The organism is Variovorax sp. YR634, assembly GCF_900106655.1.
GTDB lineage: Bacteria > Pseudomonadota > Gammaproteobacteria > Burkholderiales > Burkholderiaceae_C > Variovorax.
Map to the genome: position 1 here is coordinate 712663 of NZ_FNOL01000001.1, position 23775 is coordinate 736437.

The window sequence follows — 23775 nt, forward strand, 5'->3', positions numbered from 1 at the left end:
ATGACCTCGTACCGAGACAACCCCGATGCCATCCGCGCGCTGGTGCAGCATGATCGCGTGCACCGCGACCTGTACACCAGCCAGGAACTGTTCGAGCTGGAGCAGGAGCATTTCTTCGCCAACACCTGGAACTACGTCGGCCATGAAAGCCAACTGCCCAAGCCCGGCGACTGGATCAGCAACGAGATCGCGGGCCGCCCGCTGATCATCGTGCGCCACTCCGACGGCAGCGTGCGCGCCATGATGAACCGCTGCGCCCACAAAGGCTCGCGGCTCGTGAACGGGCCCTGCGGCAACACCGGAAAATTCTTCCGCTGCCCGTACCACGCCTGGACATTCAAGACCGACGGCGCACCGCTGGCGATTCCGCTGAAGACGGGCTATGAGCACACGCAACTGCACGAGTGCGAGTCGGGCAAGGGCCTCACCACTGTGAAGCACGTGCGCAGCCACCGCGGCTTCATCTTCGTGAAGATCAACGACGCGGGCCCCGACTTCGACGAATACTTCGGCGACTCGCTGAGCTCCATCGACAACATGGCCGACCGCTCGCCCGAAGGCGAGCTCGAAATTGCGGGCGGCTGCCTGCGCTTCATGCACCAGTGCAACTGGAAGATGTTCGTCGAGAACCTCAACGACACCATGCACCCCATGGTGGCGCACGAATCTTCCGCCGGCACCGCCAAGCGCATGTGGGCCGACAAGCCCGAGGACGAGCCCAAGCCCATGGCGGTAGAGCAGTTCGCGCCCTTCATGTCCGACTACAAGTTCTTCGAGGACATGGGCATCCGCACCTACGACAACGGCCACAGCTTCACGGGCGTGCACTTCAGCATCCACAGCAAGTACAAGGCGATCCCCGCGTACGACGACGCCATGAAGGCGCGCTACGGCGAGGAGAAGACGGCGCAGATCCTGGGCATGGCGCGGCACAACACCGTGTACTACCCGAACCTCACGATCAAGGGCGCGATCCAGGCGATTCGCGTGGTCAAGCCGATCTCTGCCGACAAGACGCTGATCGAGAGCTGGACCTTCCGCCTCAAGGGCGCGCCGCCCGAGCTGCTGCAGCGCACCACCATGTACAACCGGCTCATCAACTCGCCGTTCTCGGTGGTGGGGCATGACGACTTGCAGGCCTACCGTGGCATGCAGGCCGGGCTGCACGCAAGCGGCAACGAGTGGGTGAGCCTGCACCGCGACTACGACCCCTCCGAGTTGAAGGGCGGCGAGATCACAACGGGCGGCACCAACGAGCTGCCCATGCGCAACCAGTACCGCAGCTGGGTGCAACGCATGACGGAGACGATGTAATGGCCGGTACCGAAGTCACCCGCCAGGACCTGATCGACTTCGTCGTGAACGAAGCACACCTGCTCGACACGCGGCGCTACGAAGAGTGGAACGCGCTCTTCACCGACGACGCCTTCTACTGGGTGCCGCTCGTGCCCGACCAGGAAGACGGCCTCAACCACACCTCGCACCTGTACGAAGACAAGCTGCTGCGCGACCTGCGCATCGAGCGCTTGAAGAGCCCGCGCGCTTTCTCGCAGCAGCCGCCGAGCCGCTGCCACCACCTGCTGCAAGTGCCGGTGGTCGAACAGTTCGATGCCGAGGCCAACCGCTACCTGGTGCGCACAGGGTTCCACTACACCGAATCGCAGGGTGACGAACTGCAGTTCTACGTCGGCACCTTCTTCCACCACCTCACGGTGCAGGATGGCGCGCTGCGCATGACGCTCAAGCGCGTCGACCTGCTCAACTGCGACGCGGCCCTGCCGGCCGTGCAGCTCTTCATCTAGGGACGCGATGCAAGACTCCACCGCTCTCGCCACCGTCCACAACGTTTTTGCGGCCACCGCGGCGCGCACGCCGCAAGCCGAATTCCTGTTCACCGAATCGGTGACTGCGGCCGCCTATGGCATCGAAGCAGGCGCCATCCGCTGGGGCGAGGCTGCCGCACAGATCGAACGCCTGCGCACGGCCTACGCGCAAGCCGGCTACGGGCACGGCCATCGCGTCGGCTTGTTGCTGGAGAACCGGCCGGCCTTCATCTTCCACTGGCTCGCGCTGAACGCACTGGGCGTGAGCGTGGTGCCGATCAACGCCGAGATGCGCTCGGCCGAGCTGGTCTACCTGATCGGCCACAGTGAAATCGGCCTGGCCGTGACGCTGCCGGCGCGCGCGGCCGACCTGCGTGCCGCGGCGGCGCAGGCGGGCGTGGCTTTCGAGACGATGGGGCCTGAAGACGCCGTGCCGCCAGCGAAGACCGCCGCACCGCGCGCCCATGAGCCCGTGGGCGCCGACACCGAATGCGGCCTGCTCTACACATCCGGCACCACGGGCCGCCCCAAGGGCTGCATCCTGAGCAACGCCTACTTCCTGCGCGCGGGCGAGTGGTATGCGGCGCTCGATGGTGTGTGCGGCATCCGGCCTGACAAGGAACGCGTCATCACGCCACTGCCGCTGAACCACATGAACGCGATGGCCTTCTCCACCATGGTGGTGCTGGTTGCGGGCGGTTGCCTGGTGCAGCTTGATCGCTTCCATCCGAAGACCTGGCTGGCCAGTGCGAAGGAAAGCGGCGCGACCATCGTGCATTACCTCGGCGTGATGCCGGCGATGCTGCTGTCTGCGCCCGCATCGGCGGCTGACCGCGACCACGCCATCCGCTGGGGCTTCGGCGCCGGTGTCGACCGCAAGAACCATGCGCCCTTCGAGGAGCGCTTCGGTTTCCCGTTGGTCGAGGCCTGGGCCATGACGGAGACCGGCGCGGCCGCCTGCATCATGGCCAACCGCGAGCCGCGCCTCGTGGGCACCAGCTGTTTCGGGCGGCAGGAAGATTTCGTCGAGATTCGCCTCATGGGTGAGGATGGCAGCGACGTCGGCGTCGATGCACCGGGCGAACTGCTGGTGCGTTCGGCCGGCAATGACCCGAAGCGCTATTTCTTCTCCGGCTACCTGAAGGACGAGGAGGCCACGCGCGAAGCCTGGGCCGACGGGTGGTTCCACACCGGCGACCTGGTGCGCCGCGACGCCGAGGGCAACTTCTTCTTCGTCGACCGCAAGAAGAACGTGATCCGCCGCAGCGGCGAGAACATCTCCGCCGTCGAGGTCGAGAGCGTGCTCAACCAGCACCCGGCGGTGAAGACTTCGGCCGTAGCAGCCACGCCCGATGCGGTGCGCGGTGACGAGGTGCTGGCCTGCATCGTGATGCGCGAAGGCGCCGATGCCTCGCAGCGCGTGCAGATCGCCGCCAGCATCGTCGAACACGCGCTGGCCCAGCTGGCGTACTACAAGGCACCCGGCTACGTGGCCTTCGTCGACGCGCTGCCGCTCACGCCTTCGCAGAAGATCCAGCGCGGCCAGCTGCGCGAAATGGCGCAGTCGCTGCCGGGCCAGGGCCATTGCGTCGACACACGCGCCATGAAGAAGAGGCAGGCATGACGACGAAACGACGGCTCTCCTACGAAGGCGTCGCGGTCGCGGTGCCCGTGACCGTGCCCTACGTGCGCTACTCCACGCGCACCGCGCACTGGTTCATCGGCCAGGCCATCGAGGCGCTGGTCGATGCCAGCGGCGTGGCCAAGGAGCAGATCGACGGCCTGTGCCTCAGCAGCTTCTCGCTCGCGCCCGACACGGCCGTGGGTGTCACGCAGCACCTGGGCCTGTCGCCTCGCTGGCTCGACCATGTGCCTACCGGCGGCGCATCTGGCGTGATGTGCCTGCGCCGCGCGGCGCGGGCGGTGCAGGCGGGCGATGCCGACATCGTGGCTTGCGTGGGTGCCGACACCAACCACGTCGATTCTTTCCGCCAGACGCTGGGCAGCTTCAGCAACTTCGCGCGCGATGCCAGCTACCCCTACGGCTCTGGCGGCCCGAACTCGATCTTCGCGTTCATCACCGCCAACTACATGCGCACCTACGGCGCGAAGCGCGAAGACTTCGGCCGCATCTGCGTCGACCAGCGCACCAACGCGCTCGGCAACCCGAACGCGATGTTCAAGAAGGGCTTGACGCTCGACGAGTACATGGCCGCGCGGCCCATCTCCGACCCGATCCACCTGTTCGACTGCGTGATGCCCTGTGCGGGCGCCGATGCCTTCCTCGTGATGAGCGAGGAGCGCGCGCGCGACCTGGGCCTGGCGCACGTGGTGATCCGCGGCGCCATCGAGCGCCATAACGCCTACGCCGAAGACCCCGTGATGGTGCAGGGCGGATGGCGCAAGGACCGCGACGACCTGTATGCGCAGGCCGGCATCCAGCCCATCGAGCTCGACTTCGTGCAGACCTACGACGACTACCCCGTCATCGTGATGATGCAGTTCGAAGACCTGGGCTTCTGCGAGAAGGGCGAGGGCCCGGCCTTCGTGCAATCGCACACCATGACCTTCGACGGCAGCTTTCCGAACAACACGAGCGGCGGGCAGCTCTCGGCAGGGCAGGCCGGCGCGGCGGGCGGATTCCTCGGCATGGTCGAGACGATCCGCCAGCTGACTGATCAAGCAGGCCCACGCACCGTGCCCGATGCACAGCTGGGCCTGGTCGCCGGCTTCGGCATGGTGACCTACGACCGCTGCCTGTGCACAGGCGCCGTCATCCTGGGGAGACCGGAATGATGTACCCCCACGTTTGCCGCTTCGCGGCTGCACTGCCCCCCGAGGGGGCCGCGCACCTGCCTTGGGGCGGCCCGGCGGAGGCGCTATGACCATGCCGATGATGCGCCCCCCGCGCAAGAACCCGGTGCTGCGCACCCGGCAGATGAACCTGCCGCCCGGCGCGCGTGGCCGCGTGGCGCTCGGCCTCACGGCTGCTGCCGCCGAAGGCCGCTTCGAGCTGCAGACCTGCGAAGACTGCGGCACGGTGCAGTACCCGCCGCGCGAGGTCTGCCACAAGTGCCTCTCGGCCGCCTTGCGCTGGCGCCAGCAGAGCGGCGAGGGCGAGCTGCTCGGCAGCACCACGCTGCATCACAGCAACGACTTGTTCTTCCGCGAGCGGCTGCCCTGGCGGCTGGGCCTGGTGCATCTCGATGCCGGCCCGACGCTCATGGTCCACCTGCACGGCGAAGTCGGCGATGCGCCGCAACGCGTGCGTGTCGGCGCCCGGCTCGACCGCGCGGGGCAGGCCGTTCTCATTGGTTTTCCGAATGAAGGGAGTGCCCATATGGCCGACGACAAGATGCTTCGCGAAATGACCAGCGACCCGAAGTTCCGCAAGGCGCTGGTGACCGACGGCAAGACCGAGACCGGCCAGGCCATCGTGCGCGCGCTGGTGAAGGCTGGCGCCGACATCGTCTGGGTCGGCCATGCCGAGCCCTGGAAGAAGATGGGCGACGGGCTCGACGACATCTCGGCGCTGCCGCAGGTCACGCTGGTGCCGCTCGATCTGACCAACGGCCGCCAGGTGACGGAGCTTGCGGGCTCCATCGGCGGCAAGGTCGACATCGTGATCAACAACGCCGAGGTGCACCGCACCTTCGGCATCGGAGCGCGGCGCGGCACCGACGTGGCCAAGGCCGAGATGGACATCAACTACTTCGGCCTGCTTCGTCTGGCGCAGGAGTTCGGCCCCGCGCTGAAGGGCCGCTCGGCCGACGGCGCAACCGGCGCGACAGCCTGGGTCAACCTGCTGTCGATCTACGCGCTCAGCAACTTCCCGCCGCACGGCACCTTCAGCGCGTCGAAAGCCGCAGCGCACTCGCTCGCGCAGTGCCTGCGTGCCGAGATGCGGCCGGCCGGCATCCGCGTGATCAATGTGTTCCCGGGGCCCATTGACGACGAATGGAACCAGCACACGCCACCACCCAAGCTCGCACCCACAGCGCTGGCCAACGCCATCGTGAAGGCGCTGCGCGACGGCGTGGAAGACGTCTACCCCGGTGACGTGGCGCAGGAGTGGCTGGAGCGCTGGCGCGACAACCCCAAGGTGCTCGAGCGCGAGCTCGCGGCGGGCGGCTGAGACAGGAGCCATACGAATGACCACGACAACCGAACTGATGTCCGCCGCCGAAATCCTCGGCGGCCTGGTGACCGCAATGGCCAGTGGCCGCATCCGCGTGATCGACCTCACGCAGACGCTCACGCCCGAGTTCCCGCAGATCGCGCTGCCGCCCGAGATGGGCCAATGCTGGCCCTTCCGTATCGAGGAAGTGTCGAAGTACGACGAGCGTGGCCCGGGCTGGTACTGGAACAACTTTTCCTGCGGCGAACATACAGGTACGCACTTCGACGCGCCGATCCACTGGATCTCGGGCCGCGACCTGCCGAACAACTCGGTCGACACCATTCCCGTGCAGCACTTCGTGGCGCCGGCCTGCGTGATCGATTGTTCGGCCGATGTGCAGTCGAACGACGACTACCTGCTGAGCGTGGCCGACATCGAGCGCTACGAGGCGGCGCATGGCCGCATCCCGAAAGGCGCTTGGGTGCTGATGCGCACTGACTGGTCCAAGCGCAGCGACCCCGAGGCGTACCAGAATTTCGACGAGACGGGCCAGCACACGCCGGGCCCGAGCACCGAGGCCGTGCGCTTCCTGGTCGAGCAGCGCGACGTGCTGGGCTTCGGCTCCGAAGCCATCGGCACCGACGCGGGGCAGGGCTATCACCTGCGGCCACCGTATCCGTGCCACTACTACATGCACGGCGCGGGACGCTACGGACTGCAGTGCCTGAGCAACCTCGACCTGCTGCCACCGGCCGGCGCGGTGCTGATCTGCCCGCCGCTGAAGATCGAGAAGGGCAGCGGCAGCCCGCTGCGCGTGCTGGCCCTGGTGGGAGCCTCGGCATGAGCGCGGCGCCCAAGGTCGCGGCCGTCACCGGCGGCAGCGCCGGCATCGGCAAGGCGATCTGCGAGGACTTGCTCGCGCAGGGCTACGAGGTGATGTCGCTCGCGCGCCGCAAGGCCGAGATCGACCACCCGAAGCTGCACAGCATCGAGGTCGACCTGAGCGACCGCGCCGCAACCGGCGAGGCGGTGCGCGAACTGGTCGAACGCTTCGCGCCGACCACCATCGTCCACAACGCAGGCGTCATCCGCGCCGCGCTGCTGCCCGAAGTAAAGCTCGACGACCTCGACGCACTGGTCGACCTGCACCTGGGCTGTGCCATTCAGCTCGTGCAAGGTGCGCTGCCCGCGATGCGTGCACAGCGCTTCGGCCGCGTGGTGCTGCTGTCGTCACGCGCCGCGCTGGGGCTGGCCACGCGCACCAGCTACTCGGCCACCAAGGCCGGCATGCTGGGCATGGCGCGCACCTGGGCGCTGGAGCTTGCCGCTGACGGCATCACGGTGAACGTGGTGGCCCCGGGGCCGATCCGCACCGACATGTTCTACGACGTGGTCGAAGCCGGCAGCGAGAAGGAACACGCGCTCGCAGCCTCGGTGCCCGTCAAGCGCCTCGGCGAATCAGCCGATGTGGCACGCGCCGTGCGTTTCTTCGCCGATGCCGAGAACAGCTTCGTCACGGGCCAGGTGCTGTATGTGTGCGGCGGCACCAGCGTCGGAAGTCTCGCCCTCTGAGTTTTTTGCTTTCCTCACGTTCATCCAAAACCACCTCTGGAGCCTCGCCATGAAAGTCCTGAACCGAATTCGCACACTCGCGGCCATTGCCGCGGGCCTCGGCGCGCTGAGCGCCGCGGGCGCGTGGGCCGCCGATCTCAAGGTCGGCTTCATCACTTCGATGTCGGGGCCGGTGTCGTCGCTCGGCATTCCGTACGACAAGGGCATGAAGGCGGCAGTCGCCTACAAGTCGGAGGTCGCAGGCCGCAAGGTCCAGGTGATCCAGCTCGACGATGCGTCAGACCCGTCCACGGCGGCGCGCAATGCGCGCAAGCTGATCGAGGAAGACAAGGTCGACGTCATCATCGGCACGGCCGGAGCGCCGGGCTCGCTGGCCATTGCCGGCGTGGCGCGTGAAACCAAGACCCCGCTGATCTCCATCGCCAATGCCGACCTGGCAGGCGAAGAAGGTGCATGGATGGTGACGTTGCCGCAGCCCGCGCCGCTGATGATGGGCGCGATGGTCGAGAAGATGAAGCAGGCCGGCGTGAAGACGGTGGCCTACATCGGCTACTCCGACGCCTGGGGCGACCTGGTGTACGACGCACTCATGAAGTCGGCGCCCACGGCGGGCGTCAAGGTGGTGTCGAACGAGCGTTATGCGCGCAGCGATTCGTCGGTGGCCGGCCAGGTGCTGAAGATCGTGGCGCTGCGGCCCGACGCGGTGATCACCGGTGCGTCGGGCACGCCCGGTGCGTTGCCGTACCTCGCGCTCACCGAGCGCGGCTACAAGGGAAAGATCTACGGCATGCATTCGCTGATCAACCCCGACTTCATCCGCGTTGGTGGCCCGTCGGTCGAAGGCCTGCTGGCGCCCACGGGCCCGGTGGTGGTAGCCGAGCAGCTGCCCGACAACAACCCGATGAAGAAGATCGCGATGGACTTCCGCGCTGCCTACCAGAAGGCCAACGGCGCAGCGCCCACCGACACCTTCTCGGCCTACAGCTTCGATGCGTGGCTGATCTATCTCGATGCTGCGCAACGCGCGTTGGCCAGCAAGGCTGAGCCTGGCACTCCGCAATTCCGGCTGGCGCTGCGTGATGCCATCGTGAGCACCAAGGAGCTGGTGGGCACGCATTCGGTCTACAACTTCAAGCCCACCGACCGCTATGGTTCGGATGACCGCTCGCGCGTCGTCGTGAAGCTCGAAAAGGGTCAATGGAAGCTGGTGCCCTGAGATGAAGAACAAGCTAACCCATATCCTTGGCGCAACAGCGCTTGCGCTGGCGGCCTCGCAGGCCATGGCGGCTGACCTGAAGATCGGCTTCATCAGCTCGCTCTCGGGCCCCGTGGCCGCGCTCGGGATTCCTTACGAAAAGGGCATCCGGGCCGCCATTGCCGAGCACCCGGAGATTGCCGGTCGCAAGGTACAGCTGATCGTGCTCGACGACGCTTCTGATCCCACCACAGCCGGGCGCAACGCACGCAAGCTGGTGACCGAGGACAAGGTCGACGTGCTCATCGGAACCTCCGGCGTGCCAGGCGCCATGGCCATCGCTGCGGTGGCCAGGGAACTGAACACGCCATTGATCTCGCCCACGCCGGTCACCATCGCCGGCCCCGAGGGCGCGTGGACGGTGACGGTGTCGCAGCCGTTCCCGCTCATGGTCGCTGGCGTGGTCGAGCGCATGAAGAAGTCGGGCGTGAAGACGGTGGCCTTCATCGGCTTCTCGGACGCACTGGGTGACCTGGCCTACGACTCGCTGGTGAAGAGCGCCGACGCCGCCGGCATCAAGGTGGTGGCGAACGAGCGCTATGCGCGCAGCGATTCGTCCGTGGCCGGGCAGGTTCTGAAGATTGTCGCGTCGCGGCCTGATGCAGTGTTCGCCGGCAACTCGGGCACGCCCGGCGCGCTGCCCTACATCGCGCTGGCCGAGCGTGGCTACAAGGGCAAGATCTACGGCACGCACGGCCTCATCAACGCCGACTTCGTGCGCGTGGGCGGCGCTTCCATCGAAGGCCTGCAGGTGCCGAGCGGACCGGTGCTGGTGGCCGACCAGCTGCCTGACAGCAACCCGATCAAGAAGGTGTCGATGGGCTTTCGCAACGCCTACCAGAAGGTCAATGGCGCGGTGCCGACGGATGCCTTCTCGTCGTACACCTACGACGCCTACCTGCTGCTGGCCGATGCGGCCTCGCGCACCAAGGGCGAACCGGGCACGCCGCAGTACCGCACGGCGCTGCGCGACGCCATCGTGAGCACGAAGGAGCTGGTGGGCACGCACGGCATCTACACCTTCAAGCCCGACGACCGCTATGGCTCCGACCAGCGCGGCGTGGTCATCGTGCAGATGACAAAGGGCCAGTGGAAGCTGGTTCCGTAGTTTCCGCCGAACCACCGAGCACATCGCCATGACCATCTATCGCAACCGCCCCGATCTCGTCGCGGCGCTGGTGCAGGACGACCGGGTGCACCGCGACCTGTACCTCAGCGAGGAGCTTTTCGCGCTGGAACAGGAGAACCTGTTCGCCAACACCTGGGTCTTCCTCGGCCACGCGAGCCAGGTGCCCGAGGCCGGCGACTTCGTCACGCAGGACATTGCGGGACGGCCGCTGCTGATGGTGCGCCAGCCCGATGGCGATGTGCACGTGCTCTACAACCGCTGCGCCCACAAGGGCACGCAGCTGGTGACGGACGAAAGCGGCAACACCGGCCGGTTCTTCCGCTGCCCGTACCACGCGTGGACCTACAAGCTCGACGGCGCACCGCTCGGGCTGCCGCTGAAGAACGGCTATGAGGGCACGCAGCTCAAGGCCTGCGAATCGGGGCAGGGGCTGTCGGTGGTGAAGCACGTGAAGGTGTACCGCGACTTCGTGTTCGTGCGGTTGTCTGACACCGGGCCTTCGTTCGAGGACTACTTCGGCGAGGTGCTGGGCGCCATCGACAACATGGTCGGCCGCTCGCCCGAAGGCAAGCTGACAGTGGGCGGAGGTGTGCTGCGCAACATCGTCCACTGCAACTGGAAGATGTACCTGGAGAACATCAACGACACGGTGCACCCGATGTCGACGCACGAGTCGGCCACCAAGGCGGCCGAGGCGCTGTGGGAAGGCCATGCGCCCACGGACCCCAAGCCGATGGCAATGGAGCAGATACTGCCATTCGGCTCGGGCTACGAGTTCTTCGACAAGATGGGCGGGCGCGTGTTCGCCAACGGGCACAGCGTGCTGGGGGTGAACTTCAGCATCCACTCCAACTATGCGCAGCTGCCCGAGTACGAAGCCGCGATGCGCGCCGCGCACGGCGAGGCGCGGGCCACCGAGATATTGCAGCGCTCGCCGCAGAACTCGGTGTTCTATCCGAGCCTGTCGGTCAAGGGCTCGCCGCAGGCCATTCGCGTGATTCGCCCGCTGGCGGCCAACCGCACGCTGATCGAGGCCTGGAGCTTCCGTGCGGCGGGTGCGCCCGCGCTGCTGTTCGAGCGCGCCATGAGCTACAACCGCCTCGTGTTCTCGCCGATGTCGGTGGTCGCGCACGACGATGTGCACCTGTTCGAGAGCATCCAGCAGGGCCTGCGCGCCGGCGGCAACGAGTGGGTGAGCCTGCACCGCAACTACGACCCGGCCGAGACGCAGCAAACCACGGTCACCACCAACGGCACCAACGAACTGCTGATGCGCAACCAGTTCCGCGCCTGGGCGAAGTCCATGGCGGCGGGCATGGAGGCTGCGGCATGACGGACCCGCGCGATTTCGTCGCCCACGAGGCGGCGCTGCTCGACGAGCGACGCTTCGACGACTGGTTGACCCTGTTCGCCGAAGACGGCCACTACTGGGTGCCGCTGCTCGGTGCGGCGCAGGCCGACCCGTTCTCGCACAACTCGCTGGCCTATGAAGACCGGCTGCTGCTGCAGCTGCGCGTCGACCGCCTCAAGAACCCGCGCGCGCATTCGCAGCATCCTGCGAGCCATAGCCAGCATGTGCTGCAGCCTTCTCGCATCGAGCGCGAGGAGGGCGACGAGGCATGGCTGCGCACGCCGTTCCTCTACGTCGAGGCGCGCGGCGAAGACCAGATCCTGCTGAGCGGCACCGCCCGCCATCACCTTGTTCGCACCTCCACCGGCTGGCTGATCCGCGAGAAGCGCGTCGACCTGCTCAACGCCCCGCGCGCGTTGCCGGCCATCCAGTTGTTCATCTGAGTTACCCACCTGTCCATTCCAACAATCCTCACCGGAGCTACGACATGAAGAGCCTGATGCAGATCCTGACGCGCGGCACCCTCGCCGCGGCGCTGACCGCCTGTGGCATAGCGAGCGCGTTCGCGGCCGACCTCAAGGTCGGCCTCAGCGTGTCGCTGTCGGGGCCCAACTCCTCGCTGGGCGTGCCCTACGCCAAGGGCATGCAGGCCGCGCTGGCCTACAAGGGCGAGGTGAACGGCCGCAAGATCCAGCTCGTCGTGCTCGACGACGGCTCCGACCCCACCACGGCCGGGCGCAACGCGCGCAAGCTGATCGAGGAGGAGAAGGTCGACGTGCTCATGGGCACATCGGGCGTGCCGGCCGCCATTGCGATGGCGCAGGTGGGCAAGGAAGCAAAGACGCCGATGATCGGCCTCACGCCCATCCTGCTCGACCCCAACGAGAACCCTTGGGTGATGACGGTGGCGCAGCCGACGCAGTTGATGATCGATGCGGTCGTCGAGCGCATGAAGCGCAACAACGTTAAGACCGTGGGCTACATCGGCTTCTCCGACGCCTGGGGAGACCTGGTCTACGACGCGCTGATGAAGGCCGCGCCCGGCGCCGGCATCAAGGTGGTGAGCAACGAGCGCTATGCGCGTGCCGACGCCTCGGTGACGGGGCAGGTGCTGAAGATCGTGGCGTTGCGGCCCGACGCGGTGATGACCGGCGGCGCCGGCACGCCGGGGGCGCTGCCGTTTCTCGCGCTGCAGGAGCGCGGCTTCAAGGGCGGCGTGTACGGCCAGCACGGCTTGATCAACCCCGACTTCGTGCGCGTGGTCGGTGCAGCCGGCCAGAACGCGCTGATGCCCACCGGCCCGGTGATCGTGGCCGAGCAACTGCCGGACAGCTACCCGACCAAGAAGATCGCGACCGACTTCCGCGCCGTGTTCCAGAAGGTCAACAACGCACCGACCAGCGACGCCTTCTCGGCCTACTCGTTCGACGGCTGGCTGGTGTTCGTCGATGCCGCCTCGCGCGCCATGAAGAAGGCGGAGCCAGGCACGCCCGAGTTCCGCGTGGCGCTGCGCGATGCCATCTTCAGCACGAAGGAAGTGGTGGGCACGCACGGCGTCTACACCTTCAAGCCCGGCAGTCTCTACGGCGTGGACGAACGCGCCCGCGTGATCGTCAAGCTCGACAACGGCCAATGGAAGCTCGCACCTTGAACCTCTCGCCTTTGTTTTTCCGGAGGGCCGCGCGATGACATGGGACGTGGCGCTGATTCTCCTCACCGACGGCCTGGCCAACGGGGCCGTCTATCTGCTGGCCGGGCTCGGGCTGGTGTTGATCTTTTCCGTCACGCGGGTGGTGTTCGTTCCGTTCGGCGACATCGCGGCCTTTGCGGCCCTGTCGCTCGCGGCCTTCGAAACCGATCGTGTGCCGCCGACCATCGGCATGGTCGCGGTGCTGGCGGCGCTGGCCCTGGCCACCGAGATCGGCAGCCTGCTGCGTCGCGGCGAGGCCGCGCGCATTCCGAAGGCGGTGCTGATGTGGGGTGTGCTGCCCGCCATTCCGTGCGTGCTCGCATGGCTGGCGGCGCGGCCGGGCGTGCCGGTGGCGGTGCACATCGCGGTGGCGGTGCTGCTGGTGGTGCCCATCGCGCCGCTGCTGGCGCGAGTGGTGTTCCAGCCGATCGCGGATGCATCGGTGCTGGTGCTGCTGATCGTGTCGCTGGCGCTGCACTTTTTGCTGTCGGGGCTGGGCTTGCTGTTCTTCGGGCCCGAGGGTTCGCGCACCACGCCGCTGACCAGTGCGGTGTTCACGCTGGGTGATGGCTTCACGGTCAGCGGGCAGGTGGTGTTGATGGTGGGAGCGGCCATCGTGTTGAGCGGGTTGTTCTTCCTGGTGTTCGAGCGCACGGTGGCAGGCAAGGCGCTGCGCGCCACGGCCGTGAACCGGGTGGGCGCGCGGCTGGTCGGCATACGGCCGGTGCGCACGGCGTTGCTGGCGTACGGCTGCGCCTCGCTGCTGGCGGGGCTGATCGGCGTGCTGATCGCACCGGTGACGACGATGTATTACGACTCGGGCTTCATCATCGGCCTGAAGGCTTTCGTGGCCGCGATCATCGGCGGGCTCGTAAGCTACCCGATGACGGCCATTGGTGCGCTCGCGGTTGGCGTGGTGGAGAGCTTTGCCTCGTTCTGGAGCGGTGCGCTGAAAGACGTGATCGTGTTCAGCCTGCTGATTCCGGTGCTCATGCTGCGGTCTTTCATGGCCACGCACGCCGAAGAGGAAGAAGACGAGGTGGACCAATGAACGCCAACCGCAACAAGCGCCGGGCGTGGATCGCCGGGCTCGTCGTCGTGCTGGCACTGGTGCCGGTGCTGGCGGGCAGCTTCACCGTTTCGCTGCTCAACGACATCGGCATCGGCGCGCTGGTGGCGCTGGGCCTCGTGCTGCTCACGGGCGTGGGCGGCGCCACATCGTTCGGGCAGGCGGCCTTCGTGGGCATCGCGGCTTATGCGACGGCGTGGCTCACGACCACGCAGGGCATGTCGCCCTGGATCGGGCTGCTGTTCGCGCTGCTGCTCACGGGGCTGTCGGCGCTTGCCATCGGCATGCTCACGCTGCGGCTCGGCGGGCACTTTCTGCCGCTGAGCACCATCGCTTGGGGACTGTCGATCGCGATGCTGTTCGGCAACGTCGACGCGCTCGGTCGGCACACGGGGCTGTCGAACATTCCGGCGCTGCAGGTCGCGGGATGGTCGCTGGCCGACCCGCGCGCGATGTACTACCTGATCTGGGTGGTGGTCGGCCTGGCCTGCCTGTTCAGCTACAACCTGCTGCAGTCGCGGCCGGGGCGCGCGATTCGCGGACTGCGCGGCGGTGCGACGCTGCTGGCGAGCGTGGGGGCGGATGCGTACCGCGTGCGGCTGTCGCTGTTCGTGACGGCCGCGCTGTTCGCGGGGCTGGCGGGCTGGCTCTATGCGCATATGAACCGCTTCGTGAGCCCGTCGCCCTTCGACGTGCGCGCCAGCATCGAGTACCTGCTGATGGCGGTGGCCGGCGGTCTCGGTCAGCTGGGTGGTGCGCTGGTTGGCGCCGCGCTGGTGCTGGTGCTGAAGAACGGCCTGCAGGACGTGCTGCCGATGCTCACGCAACGCGCCGGCCAGCTGGAGGCCGTGGCCTTCGCCGCGCTGTTCATCCTGCTGCTGCACTTTGCGCGCGGCGGCGTGATGGGCCTGCTGCGACGCTGGACGCGTCGTCGCGGTGCTGCGCAAGGACCGTCGCGCCACGAGGCGCCGCCGGTCGAACCGTTGCCGCATCGCACGCTGCCCGAACGCGGCTCGCAGGTGTTGTCGGTGAATGGTGCGGTCAAGCGTTTCGGCGGGCTGGTTGCGGTGAACGACGTGAGCTTCGACGTGAAGGCCGGCGAGATCGTCGGGCTGATCGGGCCCAACGGTGCAGGCAAGTCGACCATGTTCAACCTGCTGACCTGCACGCTGCCGATGAGCGCGGGCCAGGTGCGCTTCCTGGACCACGACATCGCGGGCATGCCGCAGCGCGAGGTGGCGCGGCTGGGGTTGGCGCGCACCTTCCAGCACGTGAAGCTGCGCCCGCACATGAGCCTGCTGGACAACGTGGCGCTGGGTGCGCACTCGCGCACGCGCTCGGGCATCCTGAAGGCGGGGCTGCGGCTCGATCGCACGGAAGAAAGTCAGATCCTGCAGGAGGCCCAGCGCCAGCTCGACCGCATCGGCCTGGGCGACCGCGCGCACGAACTGGCGGGCAGCCTGCCGCTGGGCACGCAGCGCATTCTGGAAATTGCGCGCGCTCTGGCCGCCGACCCCGTGCTGCTGGTGCTCGACGAGCCGGCTGCCGGCCTGCGCCGCAAGGAAAAGATGGCACTCGGCGATTTGCTGCGCAAGCTGCGCGAGGAGGGCGTGACCATCCTCATCGTCGAACACGACATGGACTTCGTGATGAAACTGGTGGACCGGCTGGTGGTGATGAACTTCGGCTCCAAGCTCGTGGAGGGCGTGCCGTCGGCGGTGCGCGCGGACGAGCGCGTGCAGGCGGCTTACCTGGGGAGCGTTGTATGACCGCGATGCTGGAGATCGGCGATCTGCATGTGTCGTACGGGCAGGTCGAGGCTGTGCGCGGGGTGTCGCTGGACTTACAGCCGGGCCAGATCATTTCGGTGATCGGGCCGAACGGCGCGGGCAAGACCACGCTGTTGGCCGCGGCCATGGGCCTGCTGCCCTGCAAGGGCACGCTGCGCTTCGAAGGCGAAGACCTGCAGGGGTTGGACGTGGAAGCGCGCGTGGAGCGCGGCCTGTGCCTCGTGCCCGAGAAGCGCGAGCTGTTCGGCGAGCTCACCGTGCTCGACAACCTGCAGCTCGGCGCGTACGCCAAGCGGCTGCGTGGCGATGCGATGAAGAAGCGGCTGCAGTCGGTGTACGACCGCTTTCCGCGGCTGGCCGAACGGCGCTCGCAGCGCGCGGACACGCTCTCGGGTGGCGAACGGCAGATGCTGGCGGTGGGGCGCGCGCTGATGTCGGCGCCGCGCCTGCTGATGCTCGACGAGCCCAGCCTCGGGCTGGCGCCGCTGATCGTGCGCGACATTCTGACCATCGTGCGCAAGCTGCGGGAAGACGGCGTGTCGATCCTGCTGGTGGAGCAGAACGCGCGCGCCGCGCTCGAAAGCTCGGACGAGGGCTATGTGCTGGAGACGGGCGAGATTGCGCTGTCGGGTGCTTCGGCCGAGCTGGCCAGCGACCCGCGGGTGCAGGCCACCTACCTCGGCGGAGGCACGCACGATGACGAGTGACCCGCGCGCCGTACCGCCCGCCCTGCGCACGCTGCCGGCGATGCTGCGGCGGCAGGCCGGGCTGTTCGGCTCGCGTGCGTTGCTGCGGATCGCGGGGAGCGAGTGGACGCATGGCGATGCGGCGCGGGCTGCGGCTGTGCGTGCTGGGGCATTGGCGGCGGCTGGCGTGGTACGCGGCGACCGCATTGCGGTGATGTGCGGAAACCGTGTCGAGTTTCTCGAAAGCTTTCTCGGCGCAGGCTGGTTGGGGGCATCGATGGTGCCGGTCAACACGGCGTCGATGGGGCCGCAGATCGAATACTTCCTGGCGAACAGCGAGGCGAAGCTGCTGGTGATCGAGGCGGGCTTCCTGGAGCGGCTCGCGACGGCAGACCTGACGCGCACTGCGTTGCGCGAGGTCTGGGTGGTTGGTGAAGCGGCATCCAACGCGTGGCGAGCGCCTGAAGGTGTGCGCGTCGTGGCGTATCCCGAGGGCGGGGAGCCCGTTGATCCGGCTGCGGTGCAGCCCGGCGACGCGCTCGCGATCCTCTACACCTCCGGCACGACGGGGCCGGCCAAGGGTGTGATCTGTCCTCACGCGCAGTATTTCTGGTGGGGCCTGAACAGCGCTGAAGTGCTCGGCGTCGGCGCCGACGATGTGTTGTGCACCACGCTGCCGCTCTTTCACATCAACGCGCTCAACACCTTCGCGCAGGCCGCGCTGACGGGTGCACAAGTGGTGTTCGAGTCGCGCTTCTCGGCCTCGGGCTTCTGGCCGACGATGCGCTCGAGCGGGGCGACGGTGGTGTATCTGCTGGGCGCGATGGTGCCGATCCTGCTCGCGCAGCCGGAAGGCCCTGGGGAGCGCGACCACCGCGTGCGCATCGGGCTGGGGCCCGGCGTGCCGTCTGTCGCAGGCGCTGCGTTCAAGGCGCGCACAGGCGTGTCGCTGCTCGAAGGCTACGGTTCGACGGAAACCAATTTCGCCATCGCCACCGCGCCCGATTCGCCGCGCGGCGGTGTCATGGGCTGGCTGCGCCCGGGCTTCCAGGCGCGCGTGGCCGATGAAGACGACGTGGCGCTGCCGCCCGGCGAAGCGGGCGAACTGCTGCTGCGTGCGGACGAGCCGTACGCCTTCGCGAGCGGCTACTTCAACATGCCGGAGAAGACGGTCGAGGCCTGGCGCAATCTCTGGTTTCACACCGGTGACCGCGTGGTGCGCGATGCCGACGGCGCATTCCGCTTTGTCGACCGCATCAAGGACGCGATCCGCCGGCGTGGCGAGAACATCTCCTCGTTCGAGGTCGAGCAGGTGCTGCTGAGCCACCCGGGCGTGGCCTCGTGCGCGGTGTACCCGGTGCGCTCCGAGCTGGCCGAAGACGAGGTGATGGCTGCGCTGGTGGCGCGCGAGGGCGTGTCGATCGATCCCGCCGAACTCGCGCGCTTTTGCGAAGGGCGCCTGCCGTACTTCGCCGTGCCGCGATACATCGACCTGCTGGCCGACCTGCCGCGCACCGAGAACGGCAAGGTGCAGAAGTTCAAGCTGCGTGAGCGCGGTGTCGGGCCGCAGACCTGGGACGGACGGCCCGCCAGGGCCTGAGGCGAATCGCATGACGAGCGCAGTGCTGCTCCCGCTTTCCGGCCGCGCGGCGTTCGTGACGGGTGCGGGGCAGGGGCTGGGAGCGGCCATCGCGCAAGGGCTGGCGGAAGCCGGGGCGCGCGTGGCCCTGGCCGACATCGAGCTTGCGAATGCCGAAGCCGTTGCGGCGGAGGTCGGCGGGCTCGCCTTGCAACTCGATGTGCGCGACGAGGCGGCGTTCTCCGCTTGCTTCGACAAGGCGGTTGCACATTTCGGCGCTGTCGACGTCATGGTCAACAACGCGGCGCGCACGCCGACCACATCGCTCTGGGACATCACACCTGAAGAGTGGGACGACGTGCTCGCCGTCAACCTGCGTGGCAGCTTCTTCGGCTGTCGCATTGCCGGGCGGCACATGCGTGAGCGCGGCGCGGGGCGCATCGTCAACCTGACTTCGATGGCGGGGCAGCAGGCCAGCACGGCGACCGGCGCGCACTACGCAGCGAGCAAGGCCGGACTGCTGGCGCTGACGCGATCGTTCGCGCAGGAACTGGCGCCGCACGGCGTGACGGTGAATGCGCTGGCCCCTGCGGCGATCCGCAGCCCCGCGCTTGACGCCATGGAGCCAGCGAAGCAGTGGGCGCTGCGGGCGGGCATTCCCCTCGGCCGCTTCGGATTGCCAGAGGAGGTGGCCGCGGCGGTGGTCTATCTCGCTTCGCCGGCAGCAGCCTTCATGACGGGCACCACGCTGGACCTCAACGGCGGCCGTTTCATGCGCTGACAACTCGGGCCGGCGCACTCCGTTAAAATGATTCAGAACTAAAACATTCAGGTATGCAATCAAATTCACTCACTGGCCGCCACGCACTTGTCACGGGCGCGGCACGCGGCATCGGCGCCGAGATCGCCCGCACCCTGGCAGCCGAGGGCGCCGTCCTGACGCTGCTGGGCCGTGACCGTGAGGCGCTGCAGCGCGTGGCCGATTCGCTCGCGGGCAGCGGGCATGGCGTCGTGGCCGCCGACGTGGCGAGCCCCGAGGCGGTGCAGGCGGCGTTCGCCGACGCCCGCGCTGCGCGAGGCCCGGTCGCCGTGCTCGTCAACAACGCGGGCGCGGCCGAAAGTGCGCCCTTCCTCAAGACGTCGTTCGAGCTCTGGCAGCGGATGCTGTCGGTCAACCTCACCGGCAGCTTTCTCTGCGCGCAGGCGGCACTGCCCGACATGCTCGACACCGGCTGGGGCCGCATCGTCAACATCGCCAGCACGGCGGGGCAGAAGGGCTACGCCTACGTGGCCGCCTACACCGCGGCCAAGCATGGCGTGATCGGGCTCACGCGCTCGCTGGCGCTCGAGGTGGCGCGCAAGGGCATCACGGTGAATGCCGTGTGTCCGGGCTACACCGACACCGACATCCTGCGCAACAGCGTCGCCAATGTGGTCGGCAAGACCGGGCGCAGCGAGGCCGACGCGCTAGCGGAGTTTTCCAGCGTCAATCCGCAGAAGCGGATCGTGCAACCGTCCGAGGTGGCCGATGCCGTGCGCTGGCTGTGCGGGCCCGGTGCAGCATCGGTCACCGGGCAGTCCATCTCGGTTTCGGGGGGAGAAGTGACATGACACGCAACAACGATGCTTCGCACGCCGCGCTGAGCGATGCGGAAGAACTGGGCCACGAAGCCCGCGCGGGCCACGAGGACCACGCGATGCTCAAGCTGTGGCTGCGCATGCTGGCCAGCACCACGCAGATCGAGGCCGAGATCCGTCGCCGGCTGCGCGAGCGCTTCGGCATCTCGCTGGCGCGCTTCGACTACATGGCGCAGCTCTACCGCTACGAGGATGGGCTCAAGATGCGCGTGCTGTCGCGCTACCTGATGGTGACCGGCGGCAACGTCACGGGCCTGACGGATGAGCTCGAACGCGAAGGCATGGTGGCGCGCGCGCCCAGCCCCGACGACCGCCGCGCGTGGATCGTGAGCCTCACGCCCACGGGGCGCCGCACCTTCGAGACGATGGCGAGCGAGCACGAGCAGTGGATCCTGGAGATGTTCTCGGGGCTCGACATGAAGACGGTCAAGCAGATGCACACGCAGCTGGGCCTGCTGCGCGTGCATGTGATGCGCGGCGAGCCTTCGGGCGAGGAGGGTTGAGGATGAGCGACGACACGCACGTCGATCTGGCGGCCGCGAGCAACGAGTTCTGCAGGCCGCGGCTGATCCGGTTTTCGGATTGCGATCCGGCGGGCATCGTTTTCTATCCGCAGTACTTCGTGATGCTCAACGGGCTGATCGAGGATTGGGTCAATGAAGGCTTGGGGCTCAGCTACCACGGCCTGGTGGCGCAGCGCCGCATCGGCTTGCCGACCGTGAAGCTCGATGTCGATTTCCGCGCCGTGAGCCGCATGGGCGACCAGGTGCTCCTCGGGCTCACGGTGCAGCGGCTGGGCTCGCGTTCGATGACGCTGGCGGTGCGCTGCTTCAGCGCCGAGACGGGCGAAGTGCGCATGCAGATGACTCAGGTGATCGTGACGACTTCGCTCGAAACGCATCGCGCCGTCGCCATTCCGGACGACATGCGCGTGGCCATCCTGCGCAACGCGCCCGAACTGGGCTGATCCTTGTTCAGGGCGCGGGCTCGTTGCCGGCAGCGTCCTGCGCGCGCTTCTTCAGCCAGCCGCTGAGCTCTTTCTTGCCCTTGGCATTGGCCGTGCGCCATGCCTCGCGCGCGGCGGCAATGAAGCGTTCTTCTGCTGCATCGGGCACCTCGGAGGGGCGATCTTCCTTGTCGAGCCAGCCCGGCTCCACGTTGCAGTGCCGTTCGATCTGCCGTGCCAGGTTGTCGCCGATGGGCCGGGAACTCTTGATCTGGCTCCACATGCTGGGGGAGATTTCGATCTTCTTCGCAAACGCCTGGTCCAGCCCCTTGGCAGGCAGGCCCGCGGCAACGGCCTCTTCGAGAAAGCGGCGGTGCAGCGCGAGAGCATTGCGGCGGCGCGCGACGGTGATATTGGGCACTGTTCAAAAACAACAACAAGACAAAAAAAGATTGTCCCGGTTGTTGACGCAGTCGTAAACACTATTTACAGTTGCCCTCAATCGCGGCCCAAAGCCGTACCTTTTTTCCAACCCTTTACAGCCGACAGCGGCAATTTTTGACTCAGGAACCATCGTGAACACCGCATTGAACCTCACCAGCATTCGACCCGCCTCGGGCCGATCGCTCGTGCGCGTCTGGGCGTGTGGTGGTTTCGATGGCATGCCGTCGTTCCGACTGAATCAGCACCAGAGCCACGTGTATTCCACAAAAGCTGCAGCCAGCCTGCGCGTTGGAAAAGTCGAGGATCAGGTGCTACCGGGTGGAGGTTGCGCATAGGCGCACACCTTCCAAGCTCTCTCATGCAGAGGCCCGGACACCGCAAGGTTCCGGGCCTTTTTGTTTTTGGCTTCTTGTTTGCCATTTCGGGTGTGCCTTCACCACACCGCCAGAGCCCACCGCGTAGACGGTCTGGCGGGATGTGCAGGAATTGATCACTCCTGTGCAGCGACGTCGTACGGGGCAGCGCCCAGCGCGCTGTCCGTCGCGTGAGGACACAACCGAAATGGAAAGCGGGCCACCGCTTTTTTGAACAACACCGAACCCGAGCGGGACCGGGCCATTGCAGATGGCCCTCCCGCGGAAACCGGCCGCAAAGATTGGGCGGCGCCGGAACTCGTAACCGGACACTTTCTTGTTTTCGACCCGCGTTAGCTCAATGGATCAGAGCACTTGCCTACGAAGCAAGGGGTTGCACGTTCGAGTCGTGCACGTGGGGCCATTTCTTTCTTTGTTCAGCTGTCACACAACCAAGGAGCCACCATGCGCAAGCGCAACACCCCGATCCGGATGATCACCGTGCGCCCGGCACAACCACGCAAGCGCATGGTGCTGGCCCTGGCCCAACGCTTCGGCATCGTGACCGATGCACGTCGCGCGAACGAATGCGCGCCGACGTCGCCGGGCCGAGAGGCACCACTCGAAGGCCTCGATCTCGACCAGCGCGTGCGCGCGGTCGGCGAGTGGTGAGTCGGCTGCTCGTCTTTTTCTTATGGTGTACGTAGCTCAACGGCAGAGCCGCGGGTTGTGGTCCCGCTGACGACGGTTCGATTCCGTTCGTGCACCCCATGGTTTCATTTCATTCAACCTCACAACCATCGCCGCAAAAGGAGGCGAGTCATGCACCCTCACGTCCTGCAACTCGATATTCAGGGCACGCCGCAAGCCTGGATTTCGCTGGAGCAGGCGGTGTTGCACTACGCGACCGGCTCGGTCGCATGGGAAGACGGCGACCTGCCGCTGGCCACGCTGCGTGGCGGCTTCAACGTGGCGCGCGGTGTGCAGTCGCGCGTCGAAGTGGCGCCGATCATCGCGCTGCGCGGTGCGTCGAAGATCAACCTCTTCGACGTGATTCCGAGCGTCACCAAGAACAAGCTGCTGCGCCGCGACCGTCACACCTGCGCCTACTGCGCGGGCGTGTTCCACGAGCGCGACCTGCAATGCGAGCACGTGCTGCCCGAATCGCGCGGAGGCCCATGGACCTGGACCAACCTCGTGAGCGCATGCGCGGTCTGCAACAACCGCAAGGCCGCGCGCACGCCGGAGGAAGCAGGCATGCCGCTGGTCTATCTGCCTTATGTGCCGAGCCGCTATGAGAACTTTCTGCTTGAAGGCCGCAACATCCGTGCGGACGTGCACGAGTGGCTGGCCAAGCGGCTGCCCAAGGGCTCGCGGCTTCAGTAAGGGCTGGGCTGTGACCTTGACCCATGCCCATGAAAAAAGCCCGCTGTCTTCCGGACGGCGGGCTTTTGTTTGTGCGGGGGATCGGTGGTCAGCGCCCGAAGAAGCGGTAGGCGATCAGGCCTGCGGCCGCCAAGCCACCCACGACCGCGAGGATCACCTTGGTGGCACGACCGGAACCGCGCTTCGAGCGCGGCCAGTGATCTGGCCCGATCAGGTCGATGGGGACGGTGGGTTTGCCTATGTCGGACGCCTTTTCCATGGGAGGAAATATAGCTCACGCCCGAAGCGTGGTCCGAGGCAGGTCACATTCTGTGGCCTCCGAACATCGTCACCGGCCCTGGCCGCGGCCGGACAAAAAAATACCCGCATGAGCGGGCCGAACGAGCTTTTTGGCTTCGAAGTTGATATCCCTGTGTCTCTTGTTGTTGTGATGCGTGACAGCAGGTACAAGATGCCATGCCCAATGGGTGTCTTTTGCAGGTCGGGGCCGAAGCAGGTTGCAAGTGATAGGCAAAACCGTGAAATATTCCCGTATGAACAAAGAAATCATTCTTGAAAGTTTGACGCGTGCGCTGGAGAGCTGGGTTCGCAATGCTTCTGCAGCGCAACTCTGGCACGTGCATCAAGCGGGCGGCCTCGCGGCCTCCATCGAGGCGGACGATGAGGTCGTGCAGGTGCGCATCGTCCTCGGCGGCGCGCGAGACGCCTTGTCGGACATCGGCAAGACCGATGGGCGACTGCCCGTCACCGAGGCTTTTCTCGGCAGTTCGGCATGGGGTGCGCCGCCGGCACAAGGAAGCCCGGAGCGCGAGCAATGGTTCCTGTCGAGCGAACTGGCGCAGACACACGCACGCCAGTATCTGATGGCCGAGGTGGGTGAGCGGCGCGATCTGCTCGAGCGCTGTGTCGACGACTGGATCGCGCGGCAGGGAGCCGCTTCCTGA

25 protein-coding genes and 2 tRNA genes are annotated in these 23775 nt (G+C 66.9%); 25 read left to right on the forward strand and 2 right to left on the reverse strand.

Features of this window, described 5'->3' with window-relative positions; genetic code table 11:
* From BLV60_RS03300 to BLV60_RS03395, 20 genes are all read left to right on the forward strand, one after another.
* Positions 1-1314, forward strand: a complete 1314-nt coding sequence (locus BLV60_RS03300; protein WP_093049735.1) for an aromatic ring-hydroxylating dioxygenase subunit alpha — start codon at positions 1-3, stop codon at positions 1312-1314.
* Positions 1314-1802 carry an aromatic-ring-hydroxylating dioxygenase subunit beta gene (locus BLV60_RS03305; RefSeq protein WP_093049738.1) on the forward strand — a complete coding sequence of 163 codons (489 nt, stop codon included), beginning with the start codon at positions 1314-1316 and terminating at the stop codon, positions 1800-1802. The genes BLV60_RS03300 and BLV60_RS03305 overlap by 1 nt, the downstream gene beginning before the upstream one ends.
* A 7-nt stretch (positions 1803-1809) precedes the next feature.
* Positions 1810-3447, forward strand: a complete 1638-nt coding sequence (locus BLV60_RS03310) for an AMP-binding protein (protein ID WP_093049741.1) — start codon at positions 1810-1812, stop codon at positions 3445-3447.
* Entirely contained in the window at positions 3444-4619 is a 1176-nt protein-coding gene (locus BLV60_RS03315) for a thiolase family protein (protein WP_093049744.1), read from the forward strand. The genes BLV60_RS03310 and BLV60_RS03315 overlap by 4 nt, the downstream gene beginning before the upstream one ends.
* An 85-nt stretch (positions 4620-4704) precedes the next feature.
* Positions 4705-5958: an SDR family NAD(P)-dependent oxidoreductase gene (locus BLV60_RS03320; RefSeq protein ID WP_093049747.1), complete on the forward strand. Its 1254-nt coding sequence runs from the start codon at positions 4705-4707 to the stop codon at positions 5956-5958.
* 16 nt (positions 5959-5974) lie between these two features.
* The gene (locus tag BLV60_RS03325) at positions 5975-6787 is read left to right on the forward strand and encodes a cyclase family protein (protein ID WP_093049750.1); all 813 of its coding nucleotides are present in this window, start codon (positions 5975-5977) and stop codon (positions 6785-6787) included.
* Entirely contained in the window at positions 6784-7515 is a 732-nt protein-coding gene (locus BLV60_RS03330; protein WP_093049753.1) for an SDR family oxidoreductase, read from the forward strand. The genes BLV60_RS03325 and BLV60_RS03330 overlap by 4 nt, the downstream gene beginning before the upstream one ends.
* 49 nt (positions 7516-7564) lie before the next feature.
* Positions 7565-8731, forward strand: a complete 1167-nt coding sequence (locus BLV60_RS03335) for an ABC transporter substrate-binding protein (RefSeq protein WP_093049757.1) — start codon at positions 7565-7567, stop codon at positions 8729-8731.
* 1 nt (position 8732) lies between these two features.
* Positions 8733-9878 (forward strand): ABC transporter substrate-binding protein, encoded by a 1146-nt coding sequence (locus BLV60_RS03340; RefSeq protein WP_093049760.1) that lies wholly within the window; start codon positions 8733-8735, stop codon positions 9876-9878.
* 28 nt (positions 9879-9906) lie between these two features.
* Positions 9907-11232, forward strand: coding sequence for an aromatic ring-hydroxylating dioxygenase subunit alpha (locus tag BLV60_RS03345; RefSeq protein ID WP_093049764.1), 1326 nt, complete (start codon positions 9907-9909; stop codon positions 11230-11232).
* Complete coding sequence (locus tag BLV60_RS03350) at positions 11229-11693, forward strand: aromatic-ring-hydroxylating dioxygenase subunit beta (protein WP_093049767.1); 465 nt, start codon at positions 11229-11231, stop codon at positions 11691-11693. Before BLV60_RS03345 ends, BLV60_RS03350 begins: the two co-directional genes overlap by 4 nt.
* 44 nt (positions 11694-11737) lie before the next feature.
* A complete protein-coding gene (locus BLV60_RS03355; RefSeq protein ID WP_093049770.1) occupies positions 11738-12901 on the forward strand; it encodes an ABC transporter substrate-binding protein in 1164 nt (387 codons plus the stop codon).
* 34 nt (positions 12902-12935) lie between these two features.
* Positions 12936-13991 carry a branched-chain amino acid ABC transporter permease gene (locus BLV60_RS03360; RefSeq protein WP_093049773.1) on the forward strand — a complete coding sequence of 352 codons (1056 nt, stop codon included), beginning with the start codon at positions 12936-12938 and terminating at the stop codon, positions 13989-13991.
* Positions 13988-15778, forward strand: coding sequence for a branched-chain amino acid ABC transporter ATP-binding protein/permease (locus BLV60_RS03365; protein WP_093049776.1), 1791 nt, complete (start codon positions 13988-13990; stop codon positions 15776-15778). The genes BLV60_RS03360 and BLV60_RS03365 overlap by 4 nt, the downstream gene beginning before the upstream one ends.
* The gene (locus tag BLV60_RS03370) at positions 15775-16506 is read left to right on the forward strand and encodes an ABC transporter ATP-binding protein (RefSeq protein ID WP_007831224.1); all 732 of its coding nucleotides are present in this window, start codon (positions 15775-15777) and stop codon (positions 16504-16506) included. Before BLV60_RS03365 ends, BLV60_RS03370 begins: the two co-directional genes overlap by 4 nt.
* Complete coding sequence (locus tag BLV60_RS03375; protein WP_093049779.1) at positions 16496-18085, forward strand: ATP-dependent acyl-CoA ligase; 1590 nt, start codon at positions 16496-16498, stop codon at positions 18083-18085. Before BLV60_RS03370 ends, BLV60_RS03375 begins: the two co-directional genes overlap by 11 nt.
* 10 nt (positions 18086-18095) lie before the next feature.
* Positions 18096-18845, forward strand: a complete 750-nt coding sequence (locus BLV60_RS03380; protein ID WP_093049782.1) for an SDR family NAD(P)-dependent oxidoreductase — start codon at positions 18096-18098, stop codon at positions 18843-18845.
* Between the two features lie 53 nt (positions 18846-18898).
* Positions 18899-19675 carry an SDR family NAD(P)-dependent oxidoreductase gene (locus BLV60_RS03385; RefSeq protein WP_093049785.1) on the forward strand — a complete coding sequence of 259 codons (777 nt, stop codon included), beginning with the start codon at positions 18899-18901 and terminating at the stop codon, positions 19673-19675.
* Positions 19672-20205 carry a MarR family winged helix-turn-helix transcriptional regulator gene (locus tag BLV60_RS03390; protein WP_093049788.1) on the forward strand — a complete coding sequence of 178 codons (534 nt, stop codon included), beginning with the start codon at positions 19672-19674 and terminating at the stop codon, positions 20203-20205. Before BLV60_RS03385 ends, BLV60_RS03390 begins: the two co-directional genes overlap by 4 nt.
* Before the next feature lie 2 nt (positions 20206-20207).
* Entirely contained in the window at positions 20208-20669 is a 462-nt protein-coding gene (locus tag BLV60_RS03395; protein WP_093049791.1) for an acyl-CoA thioesterase, read from the forward strand.
* Between the two features lie 7 nt (positions 20670-20676).
* Here BLV60_RS03395 and BLV60_RS03400 read toward each other — a convergent pair whose 3' ends face one another.
* Positions 20677-21069, reverse strand: coding sequence for a hypothetical protein (locus BLV60_RS03400; RefSeq protein WP_093049836.1), 393 nt, complete (start codon positions 21067-21069; stop codon positions 20677-20679).
* 723 nt (positions 21070-21792) lie between these two features.
* Here BLV60_RS03400 and BLV60_RS03405 point away from each other — a divergent pair.
* The 4 genes from BLV60_RS03405 (at position 21793) to BLV60_RS03420 (ending at position 22831) form a co-directional block, all read left to right on the forward strand.
* Positions 21793-21869 (forward strand) — tRNA-Arg (locus BLV60_RS03405).
* 41 nt (positions 21870-21910) lie between these two features.
* Positions 21911-22117 (forward strand): short-chain dehydrogenase, encoded by a 207-nt coding sequence (locus BLV60_RS03410; protein WP_093049839.1) that lies wholly within the window; start codon positions 21911-21913, stop codon positions 22115-22117.
* A 25-nt stretch (positions 22118-22142) separates the two neighbouring features.
* Positions 22143-22216 (forward strand) — tRNA-His (locus tag BLV60_RS03415).
* Positions 22217-22267: 51 nt separating this feature from the next.
* The gene (locus tag BLV60_RS03420) at positions 22268-22831 is read left to right on the forward strand and encodes an HNH endonuclease (protein ID WP_093049842.1); all 564 of its coding nucleotides are present in this window, start codon (positions 22268-22270) and stop codon (positions 22829-22831) included.
* An 88-nt stretch (positions 22832-22919) separates the two neighbouring features.
* Here the strand turns inward: BLV60_RS03420 and BLV60_RS34285 are convergent, their stop codons facing one another.
* Positions 22920-23090 (reverse strand): hypothetical protein, encoded by a 171-nt coding sequence (locus BLV60_RS34285; RefSeq protein WP_176928697.1) that lies wholly within the window; start codon positions 23088-23090, stop codon positions 22920-22922.
* A gap of 274 nt (positions 23091-23364) precedes the next feature.
* On the opposite strand from BLV60_RS34285, the gene BLV60_RS03425 reads away from it, so the two are divergent.
* Positions 23365-23775, forward strand: a complete 411-nt coding sequence (locus BLV60_RS03425) for a hypothetical protein (RefSeq protein WP_093049845.1) — start codon at positions 23365-23367, stop codon at positions 23773-23775.